The following is a 21,035-nucleotide window of genomic DNA, read 5'->3' as shown; positions in this document are numbered from 1 at the left end:
CCGGGTTTGTCAAATCAACCAAGAACCGAGAACTGAGAACCGAGAATCAGTGTCTAACCCCTAACCCCTCATCACCTCCAGCAACCGATCGATCTCCTCTGCGGTATTGTAGTGCACCAGTCCAATCCGTAGCATGCCGCCGTCTGCTTCGACGCCGAGGCGCTCTGTCAGATTGATCGCATAGTAGTTGCCGTCCCAGCAGAAAATACCCTGATCGCCCAGGCGCCTGGCAAGTTCGCGCGGAGTGCTCCCCTCCAGACGCACCGCGACGGTTGGTGTGCGCCATGCAAAGCGCGCCGGATCGCTGATGCCGTAGAATGTCAATCCTGGTATGGCGAGCAGACCGGCGATCAGATGGTGTGAGAGAGTGCGCTCATATGCCTGAATAGCCTCCATCGCCTGCACAAGCGCCGCGCGCCGCGTCGTCGTCGGTTTCACCCGCCGACCCAGTTCCGCCAGATAGTCGATTGCCGCCGTGACCCCCGCCAGCCCTTCGTGGTTTTTCGTGCCGGTCTCCCAGCGGTCGGGAACCGCATCAGAAGCGGGACGCACTTTGTACGGACGCAGACGTTCCAGATGCTCGCGCTTGCCGTAAAGCGCTCCCATATGCGGTGCGAAAAACTTGTAGGGTGAGCATGCCAGAAAATCACAGTCGAGCGCGCGCACATCGATAGGACCATGGGGGGCGTAGTGGACGGCATCGATGTACACCAGCGCACCGACGTCGTGTGCCATCCGCGTGATGGTGGCCACATCGTTGATTGTGCCAACCGCATTCGATGCATATCCGACTGCAACCAGCTTCGTGCGGGAATTGATCGCGCGCGCCATGTCCGCCATGTCGAGCGTGCAATCTTCCACATCGATATCGACCATGCGAATGATCGCACCACGTTCTTCGAGCGCCTGCCAGGGCGCCACGTTCGCATCGTGATCCAGGCGGGTGACCACAATCTCGTCGCCGGGGCGGATATCGCGCCCGAATGCCCGGCTGATCGCAAAGGTCAGCGTGGTCATGTTCGGACCAAAGACCACCTCATCAGCGTCGCATCCCAGAAAATCAGCCATGGCAACACGCGCGGCGTCAACCGTTGCATCGGTACGCTGGCTGGTCGCAAAAGCGCCATGCGTATTCGAGTTATACAGAGTCAGATACTCCGCCATTGCGTCAATCACCCGCCGGGGAACCTGCGTTCCTCCAGGACCGTCGAAAAACACGACGGGACGACCGTTCATTTCCTGCATCAAGGCAGGAAACTGAGCACGAATCCAGGTCAGATCGAGGGCGCTCATGCCATTCTCCTTTCAGGCTGCCGAATGCGGTCTATAGTAGCATAGAGAAGCCGCCTGAGCATCGCTCAGGCGGCCTCCGGTCCAGTCATCATGCGCCTGGAACCACTGCGCCTATCTGCAACTGAGACGCTATCCGAAACATCGCCGCGTGACGTGCAGCGGGGCGGCGAAGGTATTGCCTTGCCCGCCTAACTATCTGTTCCGGATAGGCGCTTATGCTCCTCGCAAGAACGGCAGCATCGTGTTATTCCGATATACGCCTCCTCATCGGGATATCAATGGAAGATAGACGCGCAGTTTCGTCCAGAGCGCGGTCGATACCGTCGCCGTGTTGTTGCCCGGATCCCCGTCGGTGACAGGTGAAGCGATAGTGGTGGTGTTCGTGATCGTTGTATCCTCTGACGCAGCATTGGCTGTGACCGTGAGGACAAACGTATCGGTTGCCACGTCGAGCGCAGCAGTGGTGCAGGTGATCGGTCCGGTTGCACCGACCGCCGGCGTGGTGCAGTCCCATCCTGGCGGTCTGGTGAGCGACACAAAAGCCGTACCGTCCGGCACTGCCATGGTGAGCGTGACATCATTGGCAAATTCGGGTCCGCTGTTGTTGGCTTCGACCGTGTAGGTCAGGGTCTCTCCAGGGCGAATGATCGGTTTGTCGGCGCTGATGCGCACGCTCAGATCGGCATTCACCGTGACCGTCGTCGTGCTGCTGGCGGGATTGTTGGTCGTGTTTGGATCGGACGTTGCACTGGCAATGTTCGCGTTCAACGACAGGGTCGTGCTGACGGGTGTGCCCTGCTTGACCCGGACGCGCAGGGTAAAAGTTGCATTACCAAGGCCGAAACCGGGCCTGGTGCACGTGATTGCACCGATGTCGCCGACGCCTGGCGTCGTGCAGTTCCATCCATCCGGTGCGGCAAGCGAGACGAAGGTGGTATTGGTGGGAATAGAGGTCGTCGTCGTGACGAGCTGGCGTTGCTCGGCCCGTTGTTCGTGGCGACAATCGTGTAGCTTAGTTGGGCGCCGGCGCTGACCGGATCAGGCTCATCCGAGACGGTCAGCGCCAGATCGGCGAGAGTGGTAATGTTCGTGGTCGCCTGTCTGGTATTATTGGCGGTATTCGGATCGGTGGTCTCTGATGCAATGGTTGCTGTGCTGTCAACCGTCGCACCCGGAGCGACGTCGGGTTTCACCCGCACCGTCAGGCGGAATTCCACACTGGTTACGGTAAAGGTTGCGATGGTGCATGTCACTGTGCCGGTCTTGCCGACGTTGGGAGTAGTGCAGTTCCAGCCGTCGGGCGATGTCAGCGCCACAAACGTCGTATCTGTGTCGAGCGGCAGTGATACGCTGGCATTGGCGGCAAAACTGGGACCATTGTTGCGCACCGTTGTGACGGACTCAACGTTCTCACCGGCATTGACGCTGGCGGGCGCCGTCAGCGTCACAACCTCCAGATTCGCTGAAGTGGTGACAGTAACCGTAGCGGATGACGTGTTATTCTCCGTATTGGCTTCGGGTGTGGCGGATGAAATGGTTGTAGAGAGCGGCAATGTCGTGCCCGGCGCAGTTGCCGGATCGACATTCAATTGCACAGTGAAGGTTGCGCTGCCAACTGCAACGGAAGCAGCCGTGCAACTGAACGTCGACGCACCAGCCGCCGGCGGAGGGCAGGTCCAGCCGGCAGGCGGCGTCACCAGACTGAAGGCGGTGTTGGCAGGAATGGCGCTGGTCAGGGTGACATTTGCCACCGGATCGGTGCCTGCATTGGTTACTGTGATGTTGTAGTTCAGCGGATCACCGGCGTTCACCGAGGATGGAACAGAAGTAAGCGTTGCCTGAAGGTCGATCGTCACAATCTCGAGTTGCCAGGACGTCAGCGAACCACTCGAACCGCTGTCATCTTCGGCAACGTACAGGTGCCAGATGCCGTTGGGATTTGCCAGATTGTACACCGACAGCGCCGTTCCATACGGTCCTGCAGGCAGATTCGGGTGGGAAGGCATCGTGTCGTTTCCACCGATGTTCGTCGGTCGATAGGTTCCGCTGGTGATTGGACCGGCATCGGGAAGGTTGGCTGTCGCGCTTGCGCTAAAGACAAGATTTACGTTGGTTATCGGGGTCGCGCCGCCGACATCGGACATAAGCATGACCGCCTGACCGGACGGACCGACCAGAACAATGTCAAGATCGTCGGGAAAGGCGTGCGACAAGCCATTCAGTCGCACCACGACGCTCACAATCGAACCGCTCAACCCGCTGACGTCGATCGTCGAGGGGTATGGCGTCGCAGCGCCTGCCCCTGGTGAAGGAGACATCGTCACCGGTCCGCCGGTCGGGCTGGTGTACACAGCGCGCACTGATGTTGCGCCTGCAATCGTCAGAATCAAGGCAATACACACGAGACTTGTGGCAAGCATGGTGTGCTGATGCAATCGCGCGATGCCGGTGTATAATCCGGGTAAGCAAGAGCGGAAGTGTCGAAGCATAGATTCCTTTTTCCTTTTCAGGCATTGTCTGCGATAAGGGTCGTGGCGACGTGTCCGCAGATCACCCTGACATGTCAGGTGAGAGACGGTCAATTTACTGTAATCCAGACCTGTGATGTCTATCAAGACGGGAACGATTGCGATATTGAGTCGAAACGGCCGTTTAGTTAACGAGTCGTCTATGAGACCTTTTCCACGCCGCAGCGGGGTGATCCTGCATCCGACATCACTTCCTGGACCATACGGCATCGGCGACCTTGGCGATGGGGCGTATCGCTTTGTCGATTTTCTCGCCGCTGCCGGGCAGACGTACTGGCAGGTCCTGCCGCTCAGTCCGACCGGATACGCCGACTCGCCCTACCAGGGAATTTCGGCGTTCGCCGGTAATCCGCTGATGATCAACCCGGACCGCCTGATCGCCGATGGTCATCTGACGTCTGCCGATCTGGTCGATCGTCCGGCGTTCTCTGATGATCGGGTCGATTTTGGCGCTGTGATTGGTTGGAAATTCGCGCTGCTCAATCGCGCCTTTGCGCGCTTTCAGGCGACGCCATCCACCAACCGCGCGCGGTTCGAGCAGTTTTGTGATGAGCAGGCAGCCTGGCTCGACGAGGCGGCGCTGTTTATGGCGCTGAAACAGGCGCATGGCATGCGCGCCTGGACGGAGTGGCCTCTGGCGCTTGCAGCGCGCGACCCGGACGCGCTGGCGCTGGCGCGTGCTGAACTTGCCGATGTGGTCGAAGCGCACAAATATTTCCAGTGGCTGTTCTTCACACAGTGGCAGGAATTGCGACACTACGCCAATCGTCGCGGCATCCGCATTATTGGCGATGTGCCGATCTTCGTCGCGCTCGACAGCGCCGATGTCTGGGCGAATCCACATCTGTTCTGCCTCGATGCAAACCTGCGCCCAACCGTCGTTTCTGGCGTACCACCTGATTATTTCAGTGAGACAGGGCAACTCTGGGGGCATCCGCTCTATCGGTGGGATGTCATGGCTGCCGATGGGTATCGCTGGTGGATCGACCGCTTTCGCGCTTCGTTTACGCTTGTCGATGTCGTGCGTATCGACCACTTTCGCGGTTTCTACAACTACTGGGAAATTCCGGCAGGTGAAACGACTGCGATCAACGGTCGCTGGGTCGATGGTCCGCGCGCCGATCTGTTCATGGCGGTCACCGCAGCGCTCGGCGAGGTGGCGATCATCGCCGAAGACCTTGGCGATTTTACGCCTGAGTCGCGCGCCGGTCTCGATGCGCTCATGGCACAGTTTGGCTTTCCGGGAATGCGCATTCTTCAATTTGCCTTCAACCGCCGCGAAGGGGACCGCTTCTTTCCGCACAACTACCCGCGCGCCTGTGTCGTGTATACTGGAACCCACGACAACGACACCCTTGCCGGATGGTTCACCAACAGTTCGACCGACGCCGAACGACGTGATGCGCTGCGCTATCTCTGCGGCAGCGCCGACGATATCGTCTGGGCATTCATCCGCACCGCCTGGATGTCGGTCGCCGACACAGCCATGACAACGGTGCAGGACCTGCTCGGTCTGGGGAGCGAGGCGCGGATGAACCTGCCCGGCACGCTTGGGTCGCATAACTGGACCTGGCGTGTGCCATCGGGAGCGCTTGATCGGCATCGTGCCAGACGCCTGCGCGATCTGACGGAGATTTATCAGCGATTGCCCTGAGTGGGCGATGATCCTGTTGTGAGAGAGTGCGAAGATGAGCATCGGTTTGGGCGACATACCGGCGCAGGCACGCATCGAGCGTGATCTGCGCTGGCTGCTTGATCGGTTCTACGAGGCGCTTGATGCCGCCGGCGCCGCCGATATTCATGCGCTGCTGCCCTGGACGGGGAATCCGTCGTGTCCGGTGCGGTTGCCTGAGCGTGCGCCACAGGCATATGCCATTGCGTTTCAGTTGCTCAACTTGGTTGAAGAGAATGCTGAAGCGCAAACGCGCCGCTCTGCGGAGACCATTGATGGACCGGCTGCACTGCGTGGTCTCTGGGGACAGATCCTGGTTCAGTTGCGCGATGCAGGGTTGAGTGCAGCGCAGATTGCCGCTGCGTTGCCGCGCATACAGGTCGAACTCGTGTTGACGGCGCATCCCACCGAAGCCAAACGCGCGACAGTGCTGGCGCACTACCGTGAGCTTTACCTGCAACTGGTCAAAGCCGAAAACCAGATGTGGACGCCGCTGGAGCGGCAGGGCATTGCTGAGGATGTGCGCGCGATTCTGGAGCGGCTCTGGCGAACCGGCGACATCTTTCTCAAGCGACCCGATGTTTCCTCCGAGCTGCGCAACGTCATTCACTACCTTCGCAATGTGTTCCCCGAAGCGCTGGCATACCACGATCAACGGTTACGTCAGATATGGGAGGCGATTGGCAATGATCCGGCGTTGCTGGATGATCCCGACTCGCTGCCGTTGATTACCTTTGGGACATGGGTCGGCGGCGACCGGGATGGGCATCCGTTGGTGACCGCCGATGTCACCCGCATGGCGTTGATGGAATTGCGCTCGCATGCGCTCGAACTGCTGCGTGATCAATTAACAACGCTGGTGCGGCGTCTGAGTTTGTCTAATCTGCTGCAAACCCCGCCTGATTTCCTGACAAGCGCGTTGCACCATTATGCTGATCTGTTGGGAGATGCAGGGCAGCAGGCGCTGGATCGCAATCCGCACGAACCGTGGCGCCAGATGGTCAACCTGATGCTGGCGCGGTTGCCGGAAACCGCTGGCGTGCCCGCGCCTGGACATTACACGCGCGCTGCCGAACTCATTGCCGACCTGCGCCTGCTTGACGAGTCGCTTGTGGCAGTGGGTGCGACGCGGTTGGCCCGATCCGACGTGCGCCCGCTCATTCGCAGCGTCCGTGTCTTTGGCTTTCACCTCGCGGTGCTCGATATTCGACAGAACAGCGCATTTCACGATCGGGCGCTGGCGCAACTTCTCACGGCGGCCGGCATCGACGGGAGCGATTACCCCTCCTGGGACGAAGCCCGCCGCATGGCGCTGATCGAAGCGGAACTGGAGTCGCCGCGTCCCTTTACTCGAATGGGCATGCCCGTCGGACCAGAAGCCGAGGCTGTACTGAGTTGTTATCGGGTGCTGGTCGAACACATCCACTCCTATGGCGCCGATGGATTGGGTGCGCTGATCGTCAGTATGACACGCAACCTGTCCGATCTCCTGGTTGTCTTCCTTTTCGCCCGTGAAACGGGATTGCTCGTCAGCACGCCGGAAGGTCCGGTCTGTCCTTTGCCGATTGTGCCACTCTTCGAGACGATCGACGATCTGGAACGGAGTCCGCTGGTTCTGCGCGACTACCTGGCGCATCCGATCGTACAGCGCAGTCTGGAGTGGCAACGGCAGACGCGAGGAGCGCCCGAACGGGTGCAGCAGGTGATGATTGGGTATAGCGACAGCAACAAGGATGGCGGCATCGGCGCAAGCCTGTGGGCATTGCAGAAGGCGCAGCAGGCGCTTGCCGCCGAAGGACGGATGGCAGGAGTGCGCATTCGCTTCTTCCACGGTCGCGGGGGAACAATGAGTCGCGGCGCTGGACCGACCGGACGCTTCATCAGGGCATTGCCGGTTGAAGCGCTGGCAGGCGACCTCCGCATGACTGAACAGGGAGAGACAATTTCTCAGAAATACGCCAATCGCATCAGTGCTGTCTATAACTTCGAACTCTTGCTGGCGGGCGTCACGGGGTCCACGCTCCGACCGTACACGCCCCGACCACAGCATCTAACGATGGCGCTCGACCTGCTTGCCCGGCACAGTCAGCGAGCATATCGCGCGCTGGTGGAGCATGAGCGTTTTCTTCCGTTCTTTCGGGAAGCGACGCCAATTGACGCTATCGAGGCGAGTCGGATCGGCTCGCGTCCGGCGCGGCGCACCGGCGCGCAGTCTCTCACCGACCTGCGCGCCATTCCGTGGGTGTTCAGTTGGAACCAGGCGCGCTTTTACCTGTCGGGCTGGTATGGCATCGGCAGCGGGCTGGCAATGGTGCAGGCGGAGGAACCGGCGCTGTTCGATACCCTCTGTGCCGAAATGCGCGAATGGGCGCCACTGCACTATCTCCTGGGAAATGCGGCAACGAGCGTGATGAATGCGGATGAGCACATCATGCGCGCCTATGCGGAGTTGGTGCATGATCCCGTCACCCGAACCGTCATTCTCGATACCATTCTGGAAGAATTTGCGCGCACCCGCGCGATGCTCGAAAGGGTCTATGGCGGATCTCTCGAGGAAAAACGTCCCTATATCGCCCGCCAGCTCGAATTGCGGCGAGCGGGATTGTATTCCCTCCATCGCGAACAGATCACGAGTCTACGCTCCTGGCGAGCGGTGCGCAACCTCGATCCAGAAGCAGGCGAAGCGCAGCTGCGCCTGCTTCTGCTGCTGATCAATGCGATTGCGGCTGGTTTGCGCGCCACAGGGTAATACCAATTGCTTGTAAACATCCGGCATGGTCACCCCGAGCAGCGCGAGGGGTCTTGCGCGACCCGCTTAGATTCCTCGCTGCGCTCGGAATGACAAGTCGCTGCGCTCGGAATGACAAGTCGCTGCGCTCGGAATGACAAGTCGCTGCGCTCGGAATGACAAGTCGCTGCGCTCGGAATGACAAGCATGCGGCGTCTTAAATCGTCATTGGTATAATACCCGGCGTAACCAGCCACGGGTACGGCGGGCGAAGACGGGAGTCCGAGGCATAGAGCGCCTCGACGGCATCGGCAGAAGGTGTCGCTACGGCGCCGACGGTCGCATGCGCCACGGTGTCGAGCAGTGTCATGTCCGCATCGTTCAGCATTTCGTCCGGCGGCAGCATCAGCCCCCAGCGATCCCATGGCTGCATTTCGACACGATTAAGCGCTGCCAGATCGCGGATCAGGGTGCAGCGGATCGCATGCATACCCCGGTCTTCGAGGTGACCAAAGAGCGAGGGGTCGAGTGTGCCCGACCGACAGTGCTGCCAGGCCGCACCGCTGCTCAGGAAGCGAGTCCGTGGAATATCGAGCGGATCGAAGGTGACATTCAATGCCGCGCGTTGATCGGCATCCATCTGCGGATCGACCAGAATCCAGCGACCCTCAGTGTCGTCCCAGTACTCAACCAGCCAGTGTTCTTCATAGTGCTGCGGCGCAATATAGGTGACAAAGCCGCAACGTGACCGCGCCGGAACACGTTGGTGGCGAAGCAGCGCCACCAGGAGCAGACTGTGGTCGCGCGATGTTGCAGGCAGACGTCGATCCGGTGAACGCGCAATCGTGAGCGGTCGATCGTCGAGGTGAAGGATGGCAGCCAGTTTTACGGCGGCTGATCGCGCGTAGAGGGCTTGCCTGTGCTCCTCGGTCAATGGTCGAGTATCCCGACCCTGCCAGAAGGTATGCATCAGCACTCCCTGAACCACGCGGCAGAGATCGGCGATGGTTTCTGGAAGAGGAGCGAGTTGTGTGCGATATGCCGACAGGTCGGTCAATGGACCAGCCTGAGCATAGGTTGTTGCAGCAGGAGCAGAACGAGTGTGGTATGTCATGGTCGTCTCCCTGTGAGCGATCACAGTTCCTTTTCTACTATACCGCTCTATGACGCACTGCGCAACGGCGGGGGACGTTTCGTTGTCTATCCTCTACCAAGGGAGAGAAGGCGCAAGTGTTGATGCGCCTGGATTCGGTTGTAGAGACCCCAAGGCATAGCGCATGACACGTGAGAAGGCGCGCTCCTCGCCGACGAGAGTGGGCGCAGGTGGGGCAGAACTGCGTTGCTCCGCCGGATGTCGCCCCTCCCGTGACTTCCCTGCGGGGGGAGATCGTTGTGCCTGCCCCTGCGGGGGCGGGGAGTTGCCCGTGAGCGCCTGGTCCATCACCCGCAGCGCAGCGGAGTCCTTGCGCCCATTTCGAGCGGGAACGGGCAAGGGTGGGGATGGAACGGGGGAGCACGGAAGGCGCTGCCGTATGACCTGCCAGATGTTCGTCCCCCTGCCGCTACTGTGACAATGAGGAGAACCGCAGCACCCCGGAACGCCTGCCGTAGCGCCAGAAGGTTCACCTCTTACCTTTCCACGCAGGGTCGTGCTCCACGTTTCGTCAGGCGATAGATCAGTGGCGCGCCAGGGTGATGATCGCCGGCACACGGTCGAACATCCAGAAGGCAATGACCATGCCGATAATGGAAGCGCACAATGCCCAGGCGAGCGCCAGCCACAGCGCGCTCAGCCACCAACCGACGAACATAAACCAGATGGCGCGCAGGAGAAACGGTCGTTGTGGTGTATCGGCGTAGTAGGCGCGTCCATTGGCAATCACCAGATCACTACGCTGCGGCGCCAGGGTCACAACCTGCGGCAGCCGGTTCAACATCCACAAACCCAGCGGCAGACCGATAATTGTGACGCACAACACCCATGCGATGGCCGTCCAGATGCTGCTGAACCACAATCCAAAGACGATGAAGTAGAGCGCGCGGATCAGCAGGCTGGGTCCGCTGCGCTGCGCGATAACCACAGGTTGATTCTGCATGGCTTGTCTCCTTACAGTCAGGACGAGTCGCGGCTCCGCGCACAGGTGTGCATTCTTGTGCCCTTCACTGCGTGCCGTGTACCTGTTGCAGTGTATTCATACTGTTCACCAGACACACCGAACGGACGCTCTTTTACCACTCGTCTCGCGCCTGGCGCCTGATAGTAATACGCTGGCAGCGGGGAGATGTTGCAGTGCCAGGTGTGGCTCCTGCCGGGGAACAGTGCGCGGGACGGGAGGGTGCTTTGAGCACCGCCGCTTCGTTGTCTGTTGGATCTGCGCCGGTGCGATTTCCAGAGAACAGGTGCTGGATCGCACGTTGACGAGGAGCGCAGCCGGGGTGCATGGTCGAGCACACGCAATAGCTCTGTCAATTACCAATTCCCTGTGACCATCCGGCATGGTCACCCCGAGCCGCGCGAGGGGTCGTGCGTGACCCGCGCCGATTCCTCGCTGCGTTTACCCTGAGCGAAGCGAAGGGCTCGGAATGACCAGCATGCGGCATCGTCAATCGTCATTGGTAAATGACCTCATCGACAGTCGCCTGACCGTAGAAAGCGCGCTTCAATTCTTCCGCAGCAACGATGGAACCGTGTACCGGTTGTTGCAATGATGCGTTCCCCTTCGACGACAGTCGCCTGACCGCAGAAAGCGCGCTTCAATTCTTCCGCAGCAACGATGGAACCGTGTACCGGTTGTTGCAATGATGCGTTCCCCTTCGACAGCGTTTGCACACTCGATGAATGTCTATGCCGCCGCTTTTCGTCTGACGACCTGTGCCGTGCAGGAGGCATCGGCGTGGAGAATGCCCGCGCGCTGTTTACCGCGCGGCAGTGGGGCGACATTCCGGTCGACATCGGTGATCGTTCGAGCGGTCGGCGAAGAGCGAAGCGGACAAGCACATGCGTGTGTGGGACAGTGCAACACACCGTCCCGACAATGCGCATCTATGCTTTAACCGCGGCACCCACGGTTCCGTTCTGCTCGAGCGGCAACGGGCGCTGATCGCCTTCGCGGAAGGTTTGGGCGGCGGCGGCGATGAAATCGCGGAACAGAGGATGTGGCCGTTCCGGGCGCGACCGAAACTCCGGATGAAACTGGACGCCGACGTACCACGGATGGTCGCGCAGTTCGATAATCTCGACCAGGCGGCCATCGGGCGATTGCCCGCTGACGACCAGACCTGCCGACTCGAGCAGGCGGCGGTACTTATTGTTGAACTCGAAGCGGTGGCGGTGGCGTTCAACCACCTGATCGACGCCATAGGCCGCGTGAGCGCGCGTGCCAGGAAGCAATCGGCACGGATACCCACCGAGTCGCATCGTTCCGCCCTTATCGGTAATATCGAGTTGATCCGGCATGAAGTCGATTACCGGATGTGGCGTGTGCAGGTCGAACTCCGTGCTGTTGGCTCTGCTCTCCGCCCCAATAACATGCCGCGCGAACGAGATGGTGGCCACCTGCATTCCCAGGCAAAGCCCCAGGTATGGAACGCCATGCTCGCGCGCATACCCGGCGGCTGCGATCTTCCCCTCGATGCCACGGTCGCCAAAGCCGCCAGGCACGACGATGCCATAGACATCGCGGAGCAGCGGCTCGCATCCTTCTTCTTCGATCTGTTCGGACGAAATCCAGCGGATATCGACATCGACCCCCTGGTGCAATCCGGCGTGTCGCAGCGCCTCGACGACGCTGATGTACGCATCGTGGAGTTCGACGTACTTCCCAACCAATGCAATGGCAAGTTTACGTTTGGGTGCTTTGATGCGCGCCACCAGATCGCGCCAGTCGTCGAGGTTCGGCTCGCGCACGCCGAGTCCCAGGCGCAACGTCAGGTAATTGCCAAGACCGGCTTCTTCCAGCACCAACGGCACTTCGTAGATCGACTCGACCGTGTGCAACGGCACCACTGCTTCGACATCGACATCGGCAAAGAGCGCGATCTTATCGCGGATCTCATCGGCAATCGGATAGTCGGAGCGGCACACAATCACATCCGCCGTAATACCGACGCGGCGCAACTCCATGACCGAGTGCTGCGTTGGTTTGGTCTTGACCTCACCGGTGGCGCCGATGTGCGGCAGCAAGGTGACGTGAATATAGAGCACATTATCGCGTCCGACATCCTTGCGCATCTGGCGGATGGCTTCCAGGAACGGCAATCCCTCGATGTCGCCCACGGTTCCGCCGATTTCGACAATCACCACCTCTGCTCCCGTCTGGCGTGCAACGGCGGCAATCCGCGCCTTAATCTCATTCGTGATGTGGGGGATCACCTGAATCGTACCGCCGAGATAATCCCCTCGACGTTCCTTCTGAATGACCGCCGAATAGATCTGTCCGGTCGTCACATTGCTCAGGCGGGTCAGGTTTACATCGATGAAACGCTCATAATGCCCAAGGTCGAGATCGGTTTCGGCGCCATCTTCGGTGACAAACACTTCGCCATGCTGGTAGGGCGACATCGTGCCCGGATCGACATTAATGTAGGGGTCGAGTTTCTGGACCGAAACACGCACGCCACGCGCCTTCAGCAGACGACCGATCGATGCGACCGTAATGCCTTTGCCGACGGATGATGCGACTCCGCCGGTCACGAAAATATACTTTGCCATGAATCTACTGCTCCCGGTTGTTCGCGCGATCTGCGTTCCGGTTTATAAAACGGTGATCCTGCGGGAAAATAGATCGAGGGGAAGGCGGTGCTGCCTTCCCCTCAAGAGACTCGTATCGAACCGGCGACCCTGTGTACCGTTGAGACCAACACGTGTGCCTGTCCATTCCGGATATATCGACCATACTCCGCGCATTATAGCACAATCTTCATCAGTTGTTCAAACAGCGGTTCGCATCACGACGATGCGGGTTTGTTCGCCATCTCCTGGAAGATTGCCTGCATTGAGCGATAGCCGTTCTTCCGGGACATACTCCTTGATGCCGAGTTCGTGAAGGAAGCGGTCGAGCGGCGCCAGATCCATGGCGGATTGCCCTTCGCTTGCGTAGTGCATTGGGATCACAACGCGTGGCTCAATCTGACTGATCACCGATGCCGCCTCTGCCGGTCCGATCGTTTCACCTCCACCGACCGGCACGAACAGCACATCGACGCTCCCGATCTCTTCGAGTTGCTGCGCCGTCAATTCGTGCGCCAGGTCGCCAAGGTGACAGAAAACAATATCATCGAGGTGAATGACATACACCGTGTTTCGCCCGAGTCTGGCGCCTTTCTGCTTATCGTGGAACGTGCGCACGCCGGTGATCAGGATGCCGCCGACCTCGTACTCACCCGGACCGTCGATCACCGTGACGCGGTCGCGCGCCGGGCGCACAGCGACGACGTTGTCGTGGTCGGGATGGTGGTGGCTGACGGTCACGATATGAGCGGTGGGGCGACCAAGATCACGCCCCACCGAACGGTCATACGGATCGGTCAGCACGATGCCATCGCGTCCGCGGAGGCGGAAGCATGAATGTCCAAGGTATTGAATATCAGCCATAGATATGCTCTGATTGGGGTTACTGCTCCGCAAGGAGCGATCGGTCAACGACTTCCGAGTCGCCGCCACGTTCACGCCAGAGGCGTTCGACAATCGGAAGGATTGTTTCGGCACTGAAGCCACGGCGTTGCAGGTAGCCGCCGAGTCGGCGAAGAAACGTCTGGTAGTCGGCGACGCTGGCGTAACGCCGCATTGCCGCGCGCGCCAGCGTTTCGGCGCGCGCCGTTTCATTGTCGGTCAGCGTCGCGTTTAGTGCGCTGGCCACGAGTTCGGCGCTCACTCCCTTGCGGCGCAATTCATCGGCGAGGGCGTGGCGTCCACGCGGTCGGCACATCTGCCGGTTCTCGATCCAGAAGTGCGCAAAGGCGGCATCGTCGAGCAACCCGCTCGTGTGCAGCCGTTCAACCGCAGCATCAATCGTCTCAGGCGCAAAACCCTTACGGTGCAGGCGGTCGCGGATTTCAGCCACCGAGCGTGGGCGGGACTCAATGGCGCGCAGCGCAATCTGCACGGCACGCTCGACAATCTCGGTCGCCTCAATGCGAGCGCAGGTCGCAGCATCGAGATGCATGCCGACGTACAACCGTTCACGCACAACCGTCGCAAGGCTGACCCCAAGCGCAAATGCATGATCGATATAGATGTTGACGCGCTGCGTATCGTGTTCCTGGACACGCAGCGCGGTAATAACCCCTTCTGGCATATGATCTGATGCCTCGAAAGCAGATAACCAACCGGTTTGTCAGAGTGTACAGAGGTGTCGCCTGCGCTGCTGGCGACAGGGAGACTGCCCGCACTCGCAGCGATGGTGGCGAGCATGCCGTCCATGCTTCTGAAGTCCACGGTACAGCAGGAAGATGGGTGCGCTGCGCGCGCCATGACGCCTGCCATCGATTATCCAGCCAATCTCCTACTCCTCAAACAACCCTGCATCATCTACGACATCATCAGCTTTCGAAGCCGCGATCGAGATGGGTGCAGCCATCGCGTGAGCGCGGATCAGGCGCTCGATCTCATCCGCCAGCGCCGGATTTTCGTTCAGGAACTGCTTGGCATTCTCACGCCCCTGCCCGAGGCGGTCTTCACCCAGGTAGAACCACGCGCCGCTCTTACGGATAATATCGAGTTCGACGCCGACATCGAGAATGTTACCGGCGCGCGAGATACCTTCGTTGTGCATAATGTCGAACTCCGCCTGGCGGAAGGGAGGCGCGACCTTGTTCTTCACCACCTTGACCCGCGTGCGGCTGCCAATCGTCTCCTGGCCATTCTTGAGCGTCTCGATACGGCGGATATCCATGCGCACCGAGGCGTAGAACTTGAGCGCCTGCCCGCCGGTCGTCGTTTCCGGCGAGCCGAACATGACGCCGATCTTCAGGCGCAACTGATTGAGAAAGATGACGACGACGCGCGATTTGCTGATGGCGCCGGACAGTTTGCGCAGCGCCTGGCTCATCAGGCGCGCCTGCAAACCGGGCAGCGAGTCGCCCATGTCGCCTTCGATCTCGGCGCGCGGTACCAGCGCGGCGACCGAGTCGACCACCACGACATCTACGGCATTCGAACGCACCAGCGTCTCGCAGATTTCGAGCGCCTGCTCGCCGTAGTCCGGCTGGGAGACGAGCAGATTATCGACATCGACGCCGCAGCGCTTCGCATACACCGGATCGAACGCATGCTCGGCGTCGATGAATGCAGCGACGCCGCCCATCTTCTGCGCTTCGGCAATGATGTGTTGTGCCAGGGTCGTTTTCCCGCTGGACTCAGGACCATAGATTTCGACGACTCGACCACGCGGCACGCCGCCGACGCCGAGCGCGATGTCGAGCGCAATCGACCCGGTGGGGATGACTTCGATTGCCAGTTTGGAACTGGCTTCGCCCATCCGCATGATCGAACCCTTGCCGTACTTGCGGTCGATCTGGCTCATAGCGGCTGCCAGAGCCTTTTCTTTCTCCGGGGAGAGGGCCATGACCTGCGCTCCTCCATTGAGTGTGCTCACTCGTGCTGCTCCTTACGACTCTACCTGATCGCGCCTGCGCTGTCAAAGCGGCGCCACGGATGATGGGGGCATTATAGCACGAAGGTTCTTTTCGCACAAGTGGGCTATTTGGTTCGTCTGATCTCTTCCCAAAGTCTTACACCGCCGCCGATTTTGTGCTGGAACCGGTGATATGGATGCACATCAGCGCACCGTCCAACCATCGGCGTTGGTGGTCGGGGTATCGGTGTCGGCGCCGTAGGGTGTGGCGCGCACGATGATGCGGTACTTGAACTTGTCCGGTCCGCGGTCGGGCCAGCAGGTGATGAGCGTCACCATCTCTTCACTCGTTGGAGCGATGTAGAGGGCATTCATTGCCTGTTGTTCGGGTGAGACCCCTTCTTCGTGCACCAGAACCTGCTCACGCACCACGTAGAGGTGCTGCCGTCCGCCAGCGAAGAGGATGATCGGGTCGCCCTCCCTGACGTTAATCAGGTCTTTGAAAACTTTGCCGTACCCGCCAACATGACCGGCAAGCACGATGTTGCTCCCTTCGCCAGGGTTGGCAGAGCCTCGATGGTGACCAACGGCGTACTCGGCGACCTGCCAGACTGCGACCTGCGTTCCGTTCTGTTCCTTGACTTCCCAGCCGACCTCGACGACTTTCGAGTCGACGCCGATACTCGGAATAATGATGCGTGAAATCTGCGACGGGATAGCGGACCTGACGATGTCCGGCACGTCGCTGATGATGCGCCCCTCAACGGTGTTGAGGCGTGGCGCGACGAAGGGCTGCGGCGCGACGAAGGGCGCCGGTTCTGCATCGGGAGCGCGTGGCGCCGCGACGGGCGCAGGCGGCGGCACGTCGGTATCGCCACGCGCGGCATAGCGGTTGAAATCGGCCTGTGCGTAGATGCCGCCGACATACGCCAGGAGAATGGCGCCGATCAGCATCAGCAGATTGCCCAGGGTCCAGAAGAGTTTTTCGCGGAATGTCGTCGGCACGGCATTTCGACCGGATGCGCGCCGCAAGAGCGACAGACCCCGAATCTTCGGCGGGGTTTGCAGGGAGATGCGGTTGTTGCGAGCAATATGCTTCATGCTGTTATCGAAACGTTCACCTGTTGCCCTGTGGCAGGATCTATGGGCTATGAAGGCGCACAATGTCCCGATGTGACGCACCGGCGCCTGTGGCGCTGCTCCTTACGGACGATGCCATCGTCGCGCGATTGTTCCTCTGTAGTATAACGCACGCGCACCGGTTTGTGGATCTCAATTCAGCATCGAACGATATGCGTCATGATACGCACGGGCAATCGCCGCCTGCGTGAACTGCGCCAGCACACGTTCCCGTCCGCGCCGTCCGAGGTCGTTGCGCAGCGCCGGATCGTCCGCTACCCGTCGCAATGCTCCTGCGAGTGCGGCAATGTCGCCTTCGGGATAGATGATCCCGGCGTCGCCGATGACGTCGGGGATGGCAGCCGATGAGGAGCCGATGACCGGAACTGCGCAGCTCATGGCTTCAATCAGGATGCGCCCGAACTGTTCCTTCCAAGTGCGCGTTGTGTGTGAGGGCAACACGAGCGCGTCGAGACGGCGCAGTTCATCGGGAACGCGGGTCGATGGGATGGCGGGGTGGAGTTCGATGCGCTCGCCAATGTCGAGTGCAGCGATCCGCGCCTCGATGAACGGACGTAGCGCGCCGTCGCCGATCAGCCGCAGGCGCACCGACGGCACACGCGCCACGGCTTCCACCAGGTCGAGCACTCCCTTTTCCGGCACCAGACGCCCGATGTACCCGACAATCGTCGCCGCGTTCGAGCGGTCGCGCTGCGCCGGAGCGTACAGATCGGGATCGACGCCAAACTGCGGCAGGATGGTGAGCGGTCCGGCGTAGCCGTGGCGACGCATGATCGCTTCCGCCTCTGCGCTGCATGCGAAGGCGTGAGCGGCGTGCCGAAAGGCGTAGCGTTCGAACAGGTTGAACGGCGGCGGGTAGTAGCGGTCGATATTGGCGTAGTTGTAGAAGCAGCAGCGCGCGCCGTGCTGTACGCCAGCGCGGAGTGCCAGAAATGTCGCCAGATTGAACGATTCTTCATCGGCGTGCAGAATATCGGGGCGCACCTGGCGCACCAACCGGCTGAACGTGGGGTAGAAGTGGAGATGGTGGCGACCGTTGAGTACAATCGGCAGCGTGACAAGGCGATAGCCGCGGGTGAAGCGCCGTTCGAGCGGAATGACGCCGACACGCGGTTCACGCCAGGCAGGTGGCACGGCGACGATCAGTTCAACGTCTGGCAATGCTGCCAATTCTTCGCACTTCTTCTGGTATGCGCCGTTGACCAGCGCTTTGGAAAGCATCAAGATGCGCATGGCAACCCTTATCCTATGCTCTTCTCTCGCAGAGGGTTCTTCGTGACTCGCATATCGCACTGCGTTCTCTCGCCCTCATTCCTGGCGGGCACGTGCTCCATCAGAACGCCGTTCATGCGCGCGGGCAGGCATGCCCGTGTCGCGCACACGAAGCCCCGCATCGGCGAGGCCGGTTGTGAGCATCCGCGCGCCTGCCGTCAGCCAGGCTCGTTTCGTGGTGAAAGCGCTTCCACTTGCGTGTTCCCTGGAAATACCAATGACGATTGACGATGCCGCATTCTTGGCATTCCGAGCCCTTCGCTTCGCTCAGGGTAAACGCAGCGAGGAATCGGCGCGGGTCGCGCACGACCCCTCGCGCGGCTCGGGGTGACCATGCCGGATGGTCACAGGGAATTGGTAAAGGCCGGCATAAAGACGCCAGGATATGCAGCCGTGATGTCACACCGATGTCGTTCTGTCATTGTGAGCAATACGACATCCGCCTGAGTTCAGGGCGCGTTCATACACCGCCAGCGTTTCGCGCGCAAGGCGTTCGGGTCGAAAACAGGTCGCGCGCTCCAGCCCGCGTCGGGAGAGATCGGCGCGCAGCGTGTCGTCCGCCAGCACGCGCCAGAGCGCCGTGATCCAGCCGGGTGTATCGTCGGGCGGGACCCGCAGCGCCGCCTCACCAACGACCTCGGGAAGGCTGGTTGCGTCGGCGACGATCACCGGCGCACCGCACGCCATGGCTTCGAGCGGCGGCAGTCCAAACCCTTCGTACCGCGACGGAAAGGCAAACACTGTGGCGGCGGAATAGAGCAGTGGCGCGTCTTCGTAAGGCACGTCGATGCGTCTCACGAACGAGTCTGCGCCAGCGGATGCAATCATTGCATCCAGGTCGGGGAACATGCGCGGATCGCTGCCAGGCGCGCGTCCGGCAATCACCAGTGTGGCGGGTGGTCCTCCGGCGTAGCGCATACGTGCAAATGCGTGTACGAGGGTTGCCAGGTTCTTGCGCGCGTCCAGCCCACCGACATAGTAGACGAACGGTGGCGTTACGCCATAGCGCGCTGCAACTTCTCGTTCGGCGCACGCGCGGTCGCGGGGGTGGAACTGTGCGCCAGCCGCGAGCGGCGTCACCGTCACGCGCGCCGCGCAGCAGCCCAGGTGGTGAATGATGTCCCCGGCGCTATGCTGCGAAATAGCGATAATCTGCGTTGTCTGCCGCGCGGCGCGCGCCACCAGGCGCACATAGAGGCGAACCGCCGTACTGCCGCGATACTCCGGCAGAATGAGCGGGATGATGTCGAGAATGGTGACGACCGCTGGCAGCGGCGCAACGAGCGGCGGCGCAAAATAGGGAACGTGGAGCAGATCGGCGTGCAGGCGCGCCGCCGCGAGCGGGACGGCGACCTGCTCGAACCAGACCTTCGCCAGGTTTTCGCTGCGCCCATCGAATGGTGTCTGCACATGCACTGCTTGAATGTCCGGCGGGAGTGGTTCAGTGACCGCGCGATACGCGGGCAGCAGCAGCGTCAGCCGAATATTCCGCGCAACGGCAGGCAGGGCGTGTACCAGCATGCGCAGGTACTGCCCGCTGCCGACTGTCGGTTGTGACCAGAACATGCCATTGATGGCGAGGTGCATGATCGTCTGTTTTTTGCAGCGAAGAGACTCTTTCAGGCGCGCATTATATACGAGTGACAAGTGCTGAGTGACGAGCACGAGATCTTGATGCGGGTGAAGTGTCGCGCTGCGGGCAGAAGCCCTGGCTGTGGAGGGGGAAGCCCCTGCGGGGCTTTCATGTGCTGAGCGAGGGCTTTAGCCCGCTGCTCAGAGGACGCGCGCCCGGCGGCGCAGGTCTGCCGGATGGGTTTTTGAACGGTCATTAGCCCTTGTTGAGGACGCAGTTCGATGGTGCGCACCGCAAGTGCAAGGATCGCAATGGTGGAAAGCCGTCTGACAATTTATGCCCAAACCTCCGTTTCTGGTATACTGCGGCAGATTGCAACAGTTGTGCAGGCTGAAAGGGCGCCGCATATGCTGAACATCCAGGAAATCATGGCAATCATTCCGCACCGTTACCCCTTCCTGTTGATCGACCGCATTCTCGAACTCGAACCGGGGCAGCGCGCGGTCGGCGAGAAGTTGGTGACGATCAACGAGCCATTCTTTCAGGGGCACTTCCCCGCCCATCCGATCATGCCGGGAGTGCTGATTGTCGAGGCGCTGGCGCAGACCGGTGCAGTGGCGGCGTTGAGTCTGCCGGAGAACCGGGGGAAGATCGCATTTTTCGCCGGGATTGATGGCGTGCGCTTCCGCAAGCCGGTCTATCCCGGTGATACCCTGCGTCTGGAGGTGCGGTTCGACAAAATGCGGCGCGGCATCGGTAAGGGGACGGGGGTTGCGACCGTGGACGGGCAGGTGGTGTGCGAGGGGGAGTTAATGTTTGCGTTGCATGTTGAACGTTGAGCGTGGGAAGGCGGCCTGTCGTAGGGGCGCGGCGGCGCCGCGCCCGCACAAGGTGCGAAGGTGGCAGGTTGGTTCCTGACCCCTAACCCCTAACCCCTGAACAAGAGTTGAACCCCCTTGCCCGTGTATGTTAAGATAGATCACACAGCGCCGGAGTGGCGGAATGGCAGACGCTTCGGTCTTAAAAACCGATGGGGGCAACCCCGTACGGGTTCGAGTCCCGTCTCCGGCACCAACATCAGAAAGGCTCAAGACACCACAGTCCCGTTTGAAAGGATCGGGGCTGTGGCATCTTATGGCGCCAGATTCAGCGTATCGGCAGGTGTTCACGGCTGTCTGTCGCCATCTGCCACGCGGCGGATCGTGCGTTGCACGGAAATCCTTCCCCACTGAGGCGGCGTGCCGGCGCCGTCGCC

The 21,035-nt window shown here is 60.7% G+C and carries 15 protein-coding genes and 1 tRNA gene; 4 read left to right on the top strand and 12 right to left on the bottom strand.

All coding sequences use genetic code 11. The features are described 5' to 3' along the window. Positions 1–60 precede the first annotated feature (60 nt). The 3 genes from RCAS_RS15315 to RCAS_RS15305 all read right to left on the bottom strand — a co-directional run bounded on the left by RCAS_RS15315 (position 61) and on the right by RCAS_RS15305 (position 3,782). The gene (locus RCAS_RS15315) at positions 61–1,293 is read right to left on the bottom strand and encodes a cysteine desulfurase-like protein (RefSeq protein ID WP_012121454.1); all 1,233 of its coding nucleotides are present in this window, start codon (positions 1,291–1,293) and stop codon (positions 61–63) included. A gap of 264 nt (positions 1,294–1,557) precedes the next feature. After that, entirely contained in the window at positions 1,558–2,061 is a 504-nt protein-coding gene (locus tag RCAS_RS15310; protein WP_012121453.1) for a DUF11 domain-containing protein, read from the bottom strand. Next, positions 2,058–3,782: a COG1361 family protein gene (locus RCAS_RS15305; RefSeq protein WP_012121452.1), complete on the bottom strand. Its 1,725-nt coding sequence runs from the start codon at positions 3,780–3,782 to the stop codon at positions 2,058–2,060. Before RCAS_RS15305 ends, RCAS_RS15310 begins: the two co-directional genes overlap by 4 nt. Before the next feature lie 181 nt (positions 3,783–3,963). On the opposite strand from RCAS_RS15305, the gene malQ reads away from it, so the two are divergent. Both malQ and RCAS_RS15295 read left to right on the top strand, forming a co-directional pair. Next, positions 3,964–5,475: a 4-alpha-glucanotransferase gene (malQ, locus tag RCAS_RS15300; RefSeq protein ID WP_041330892.1), complete on the top strand. Its 1,512-nt coding sequence runs from the start codon at positions 3,964–3,966 to the stop codon at positions 5,473–5,475. Positions 5,476–5,509: 34 nt separating this feature from the next. Continuing rightward, a complete protein-coding gene (locus RCAS_RS15295; protein WP_012121450.1) occupies positions 5,510–8,242 on the top strand; it encodes a phosphoenolpyruvate carboxylase in 2,733 nt (910 codons plus the stop codon). Positions 8,243–8,438: 196 nt separating this feature from the next. On the opposite strand, the gene RCAS_RS15290 is transcribed toward RCAS_RS15295, so the two are convergent. The 9 genes from RCAS_RS15290 to RCAS_RS15250 all read right to left on the bottom strand — a co-directional run bounded on the left by RCAS_RS15290 (position 8,439) and on the right by RCAS_RS15250 (position 19,794). Continuing rightward, positions 8,439–9,335, bottom strand: a complete 897-nt coding sequence (locus RCAS_RS15290; RefSeq protein ID WP_012121449.1) for a transglutaminase domain-containing protein — start codon at positions 9,333–9,335, stop codon at positions 8,439–8,441. A 562-nt stretch (positions 9,336–9,897) separates the two neighbouring features. After that, positions 9,898–10,317, bottom strand: coding sequence for a YccF domain-containing protein (locus RCAS_RS15285; RefSeq protein ID WP_012121448.1), 420 nt, complete (start codon positions 10,315–10,317; stop codon positions 9,898–9,900). Between the two features lie 947 nt (positions 10,318–11,264). Next, positions 11,265–12,932: a CTP synthase gene (locus tag RCAS_RS15280; protein ID WP_012121447.1), complete on the bottom strand. Its 1,668-nt coding sequence runs from the start codon at positions 12,930–12,932 to the stop codon at positions 11,265–11,267. Between the two features lie 219 nt (positions 12,933–13,151). Beyond that, complete coding sequence (locus RCAS_RS15275; RefSeq protein ID WP_012121446.1) at positions 13,152–13,814, bottom strand: MBL fold metallo-hydrolase; 663 nt, start codon at positions 13,812–13,814, stop codon at positions 13,152–13,154. Positions 13,815–13,833: 19 nt separating this feature from the next. After that, positions 13,834–14,517, bottom strand: a complete 684-nt coding sequence (locus tag RCAS_RS15270; RefSeq protein ID WP_012121445.1) for a regulatory protein RecX — start codon at positions 14,515–14,517, stop codon at positions 13,834–13,836. Between the two features lie 207 nt (positions 14,518–14,724). Beyond that, positions 14,725–15,786 carry a recombinase RecA gene (recA, locus tag RCAS_RS15265; RefSeq protein WP_012121444.1) on the bottom strand — a complete coding sequence of 354 codons (1,062 nt, stop codon included), beginning with the start codon at positions 15,784–15,786 and terminating at the stop codon, positions 14,725–14,727. A 213-nt stretch (positions 15,787–15,999) separates the two neighbouring features. Further along, positions 16,000–16,896, bottom strand: coding sequence for a sortase (locus RCAS_RS15260; protein WP_012121443.1), 897 nt, complete (start codon positions 16,894–16,896; stop codon positions 16,000–16,002). 171 nt (positions 16,897–17,067) lie between these two features. After that, positions 17,068–18,168 (bottom strand): glycosyltransferase family 4 protein, encoded by a 1,101-nt coding sequence (locus tag RCAS_RS15255; RefSeq protein ID WP_012121442.1) that lies wholly within the window; start codon positions 18,166–18,168, stop codon positions 17,068–17,070. 438 nt (positions 18,169–18,606) lie between these two features. Further along, complete coding sequence (locus RCAS_RS15250; protein WP_012121441.1) at positions 18,607–19,794, bottom strand: glycosyltransferase family 4 protein; 1,188 nt, start codon at positions 19,792–19,794, stop codon at positions 18,607–18,609. A 393-nt stretch (positions 19,795–20,187) separates the two neighbouring features. Between RCAS_RS15250 and fabZ the strand changes: the two genes are divergently transcribed. After that, a complete protein-coding gene (fabZ, locus tag RCAS_RS15245) occupies positions 20,188–20,619 on the top strand; it encodes a 3-hydroxyacyl-ACP dehydratase FabZ (RefSeq protein WP_012121440.1) in 432 nt (143 codons plus the stop codon). A 149-nt stretch (positions 20,620–20,768) separates the two neighbouring features. Beyond that, a tRNA-Leu gene (locus RCAS_RS15240) sits at positions 20,769–20,854 on the top strand. Positions 20,855–21,035: the final 181 nt, after the last annotated feature.

Source organism: Roseiflexus castenholzii DSM 13941, assembly GCF_000017805.1.
Taxonomy (GTDB): Bacteria; Chloroflexota; Chloroflexia; order Chloroflexales; family Roseiflexaceae; genus Roseiflexus; species Roseiflexus castenholzii.
Note: the sequence above shows the minus strand (reverse complement) of the source record. Positions and strands in the feature narration are given on the sequence as shown.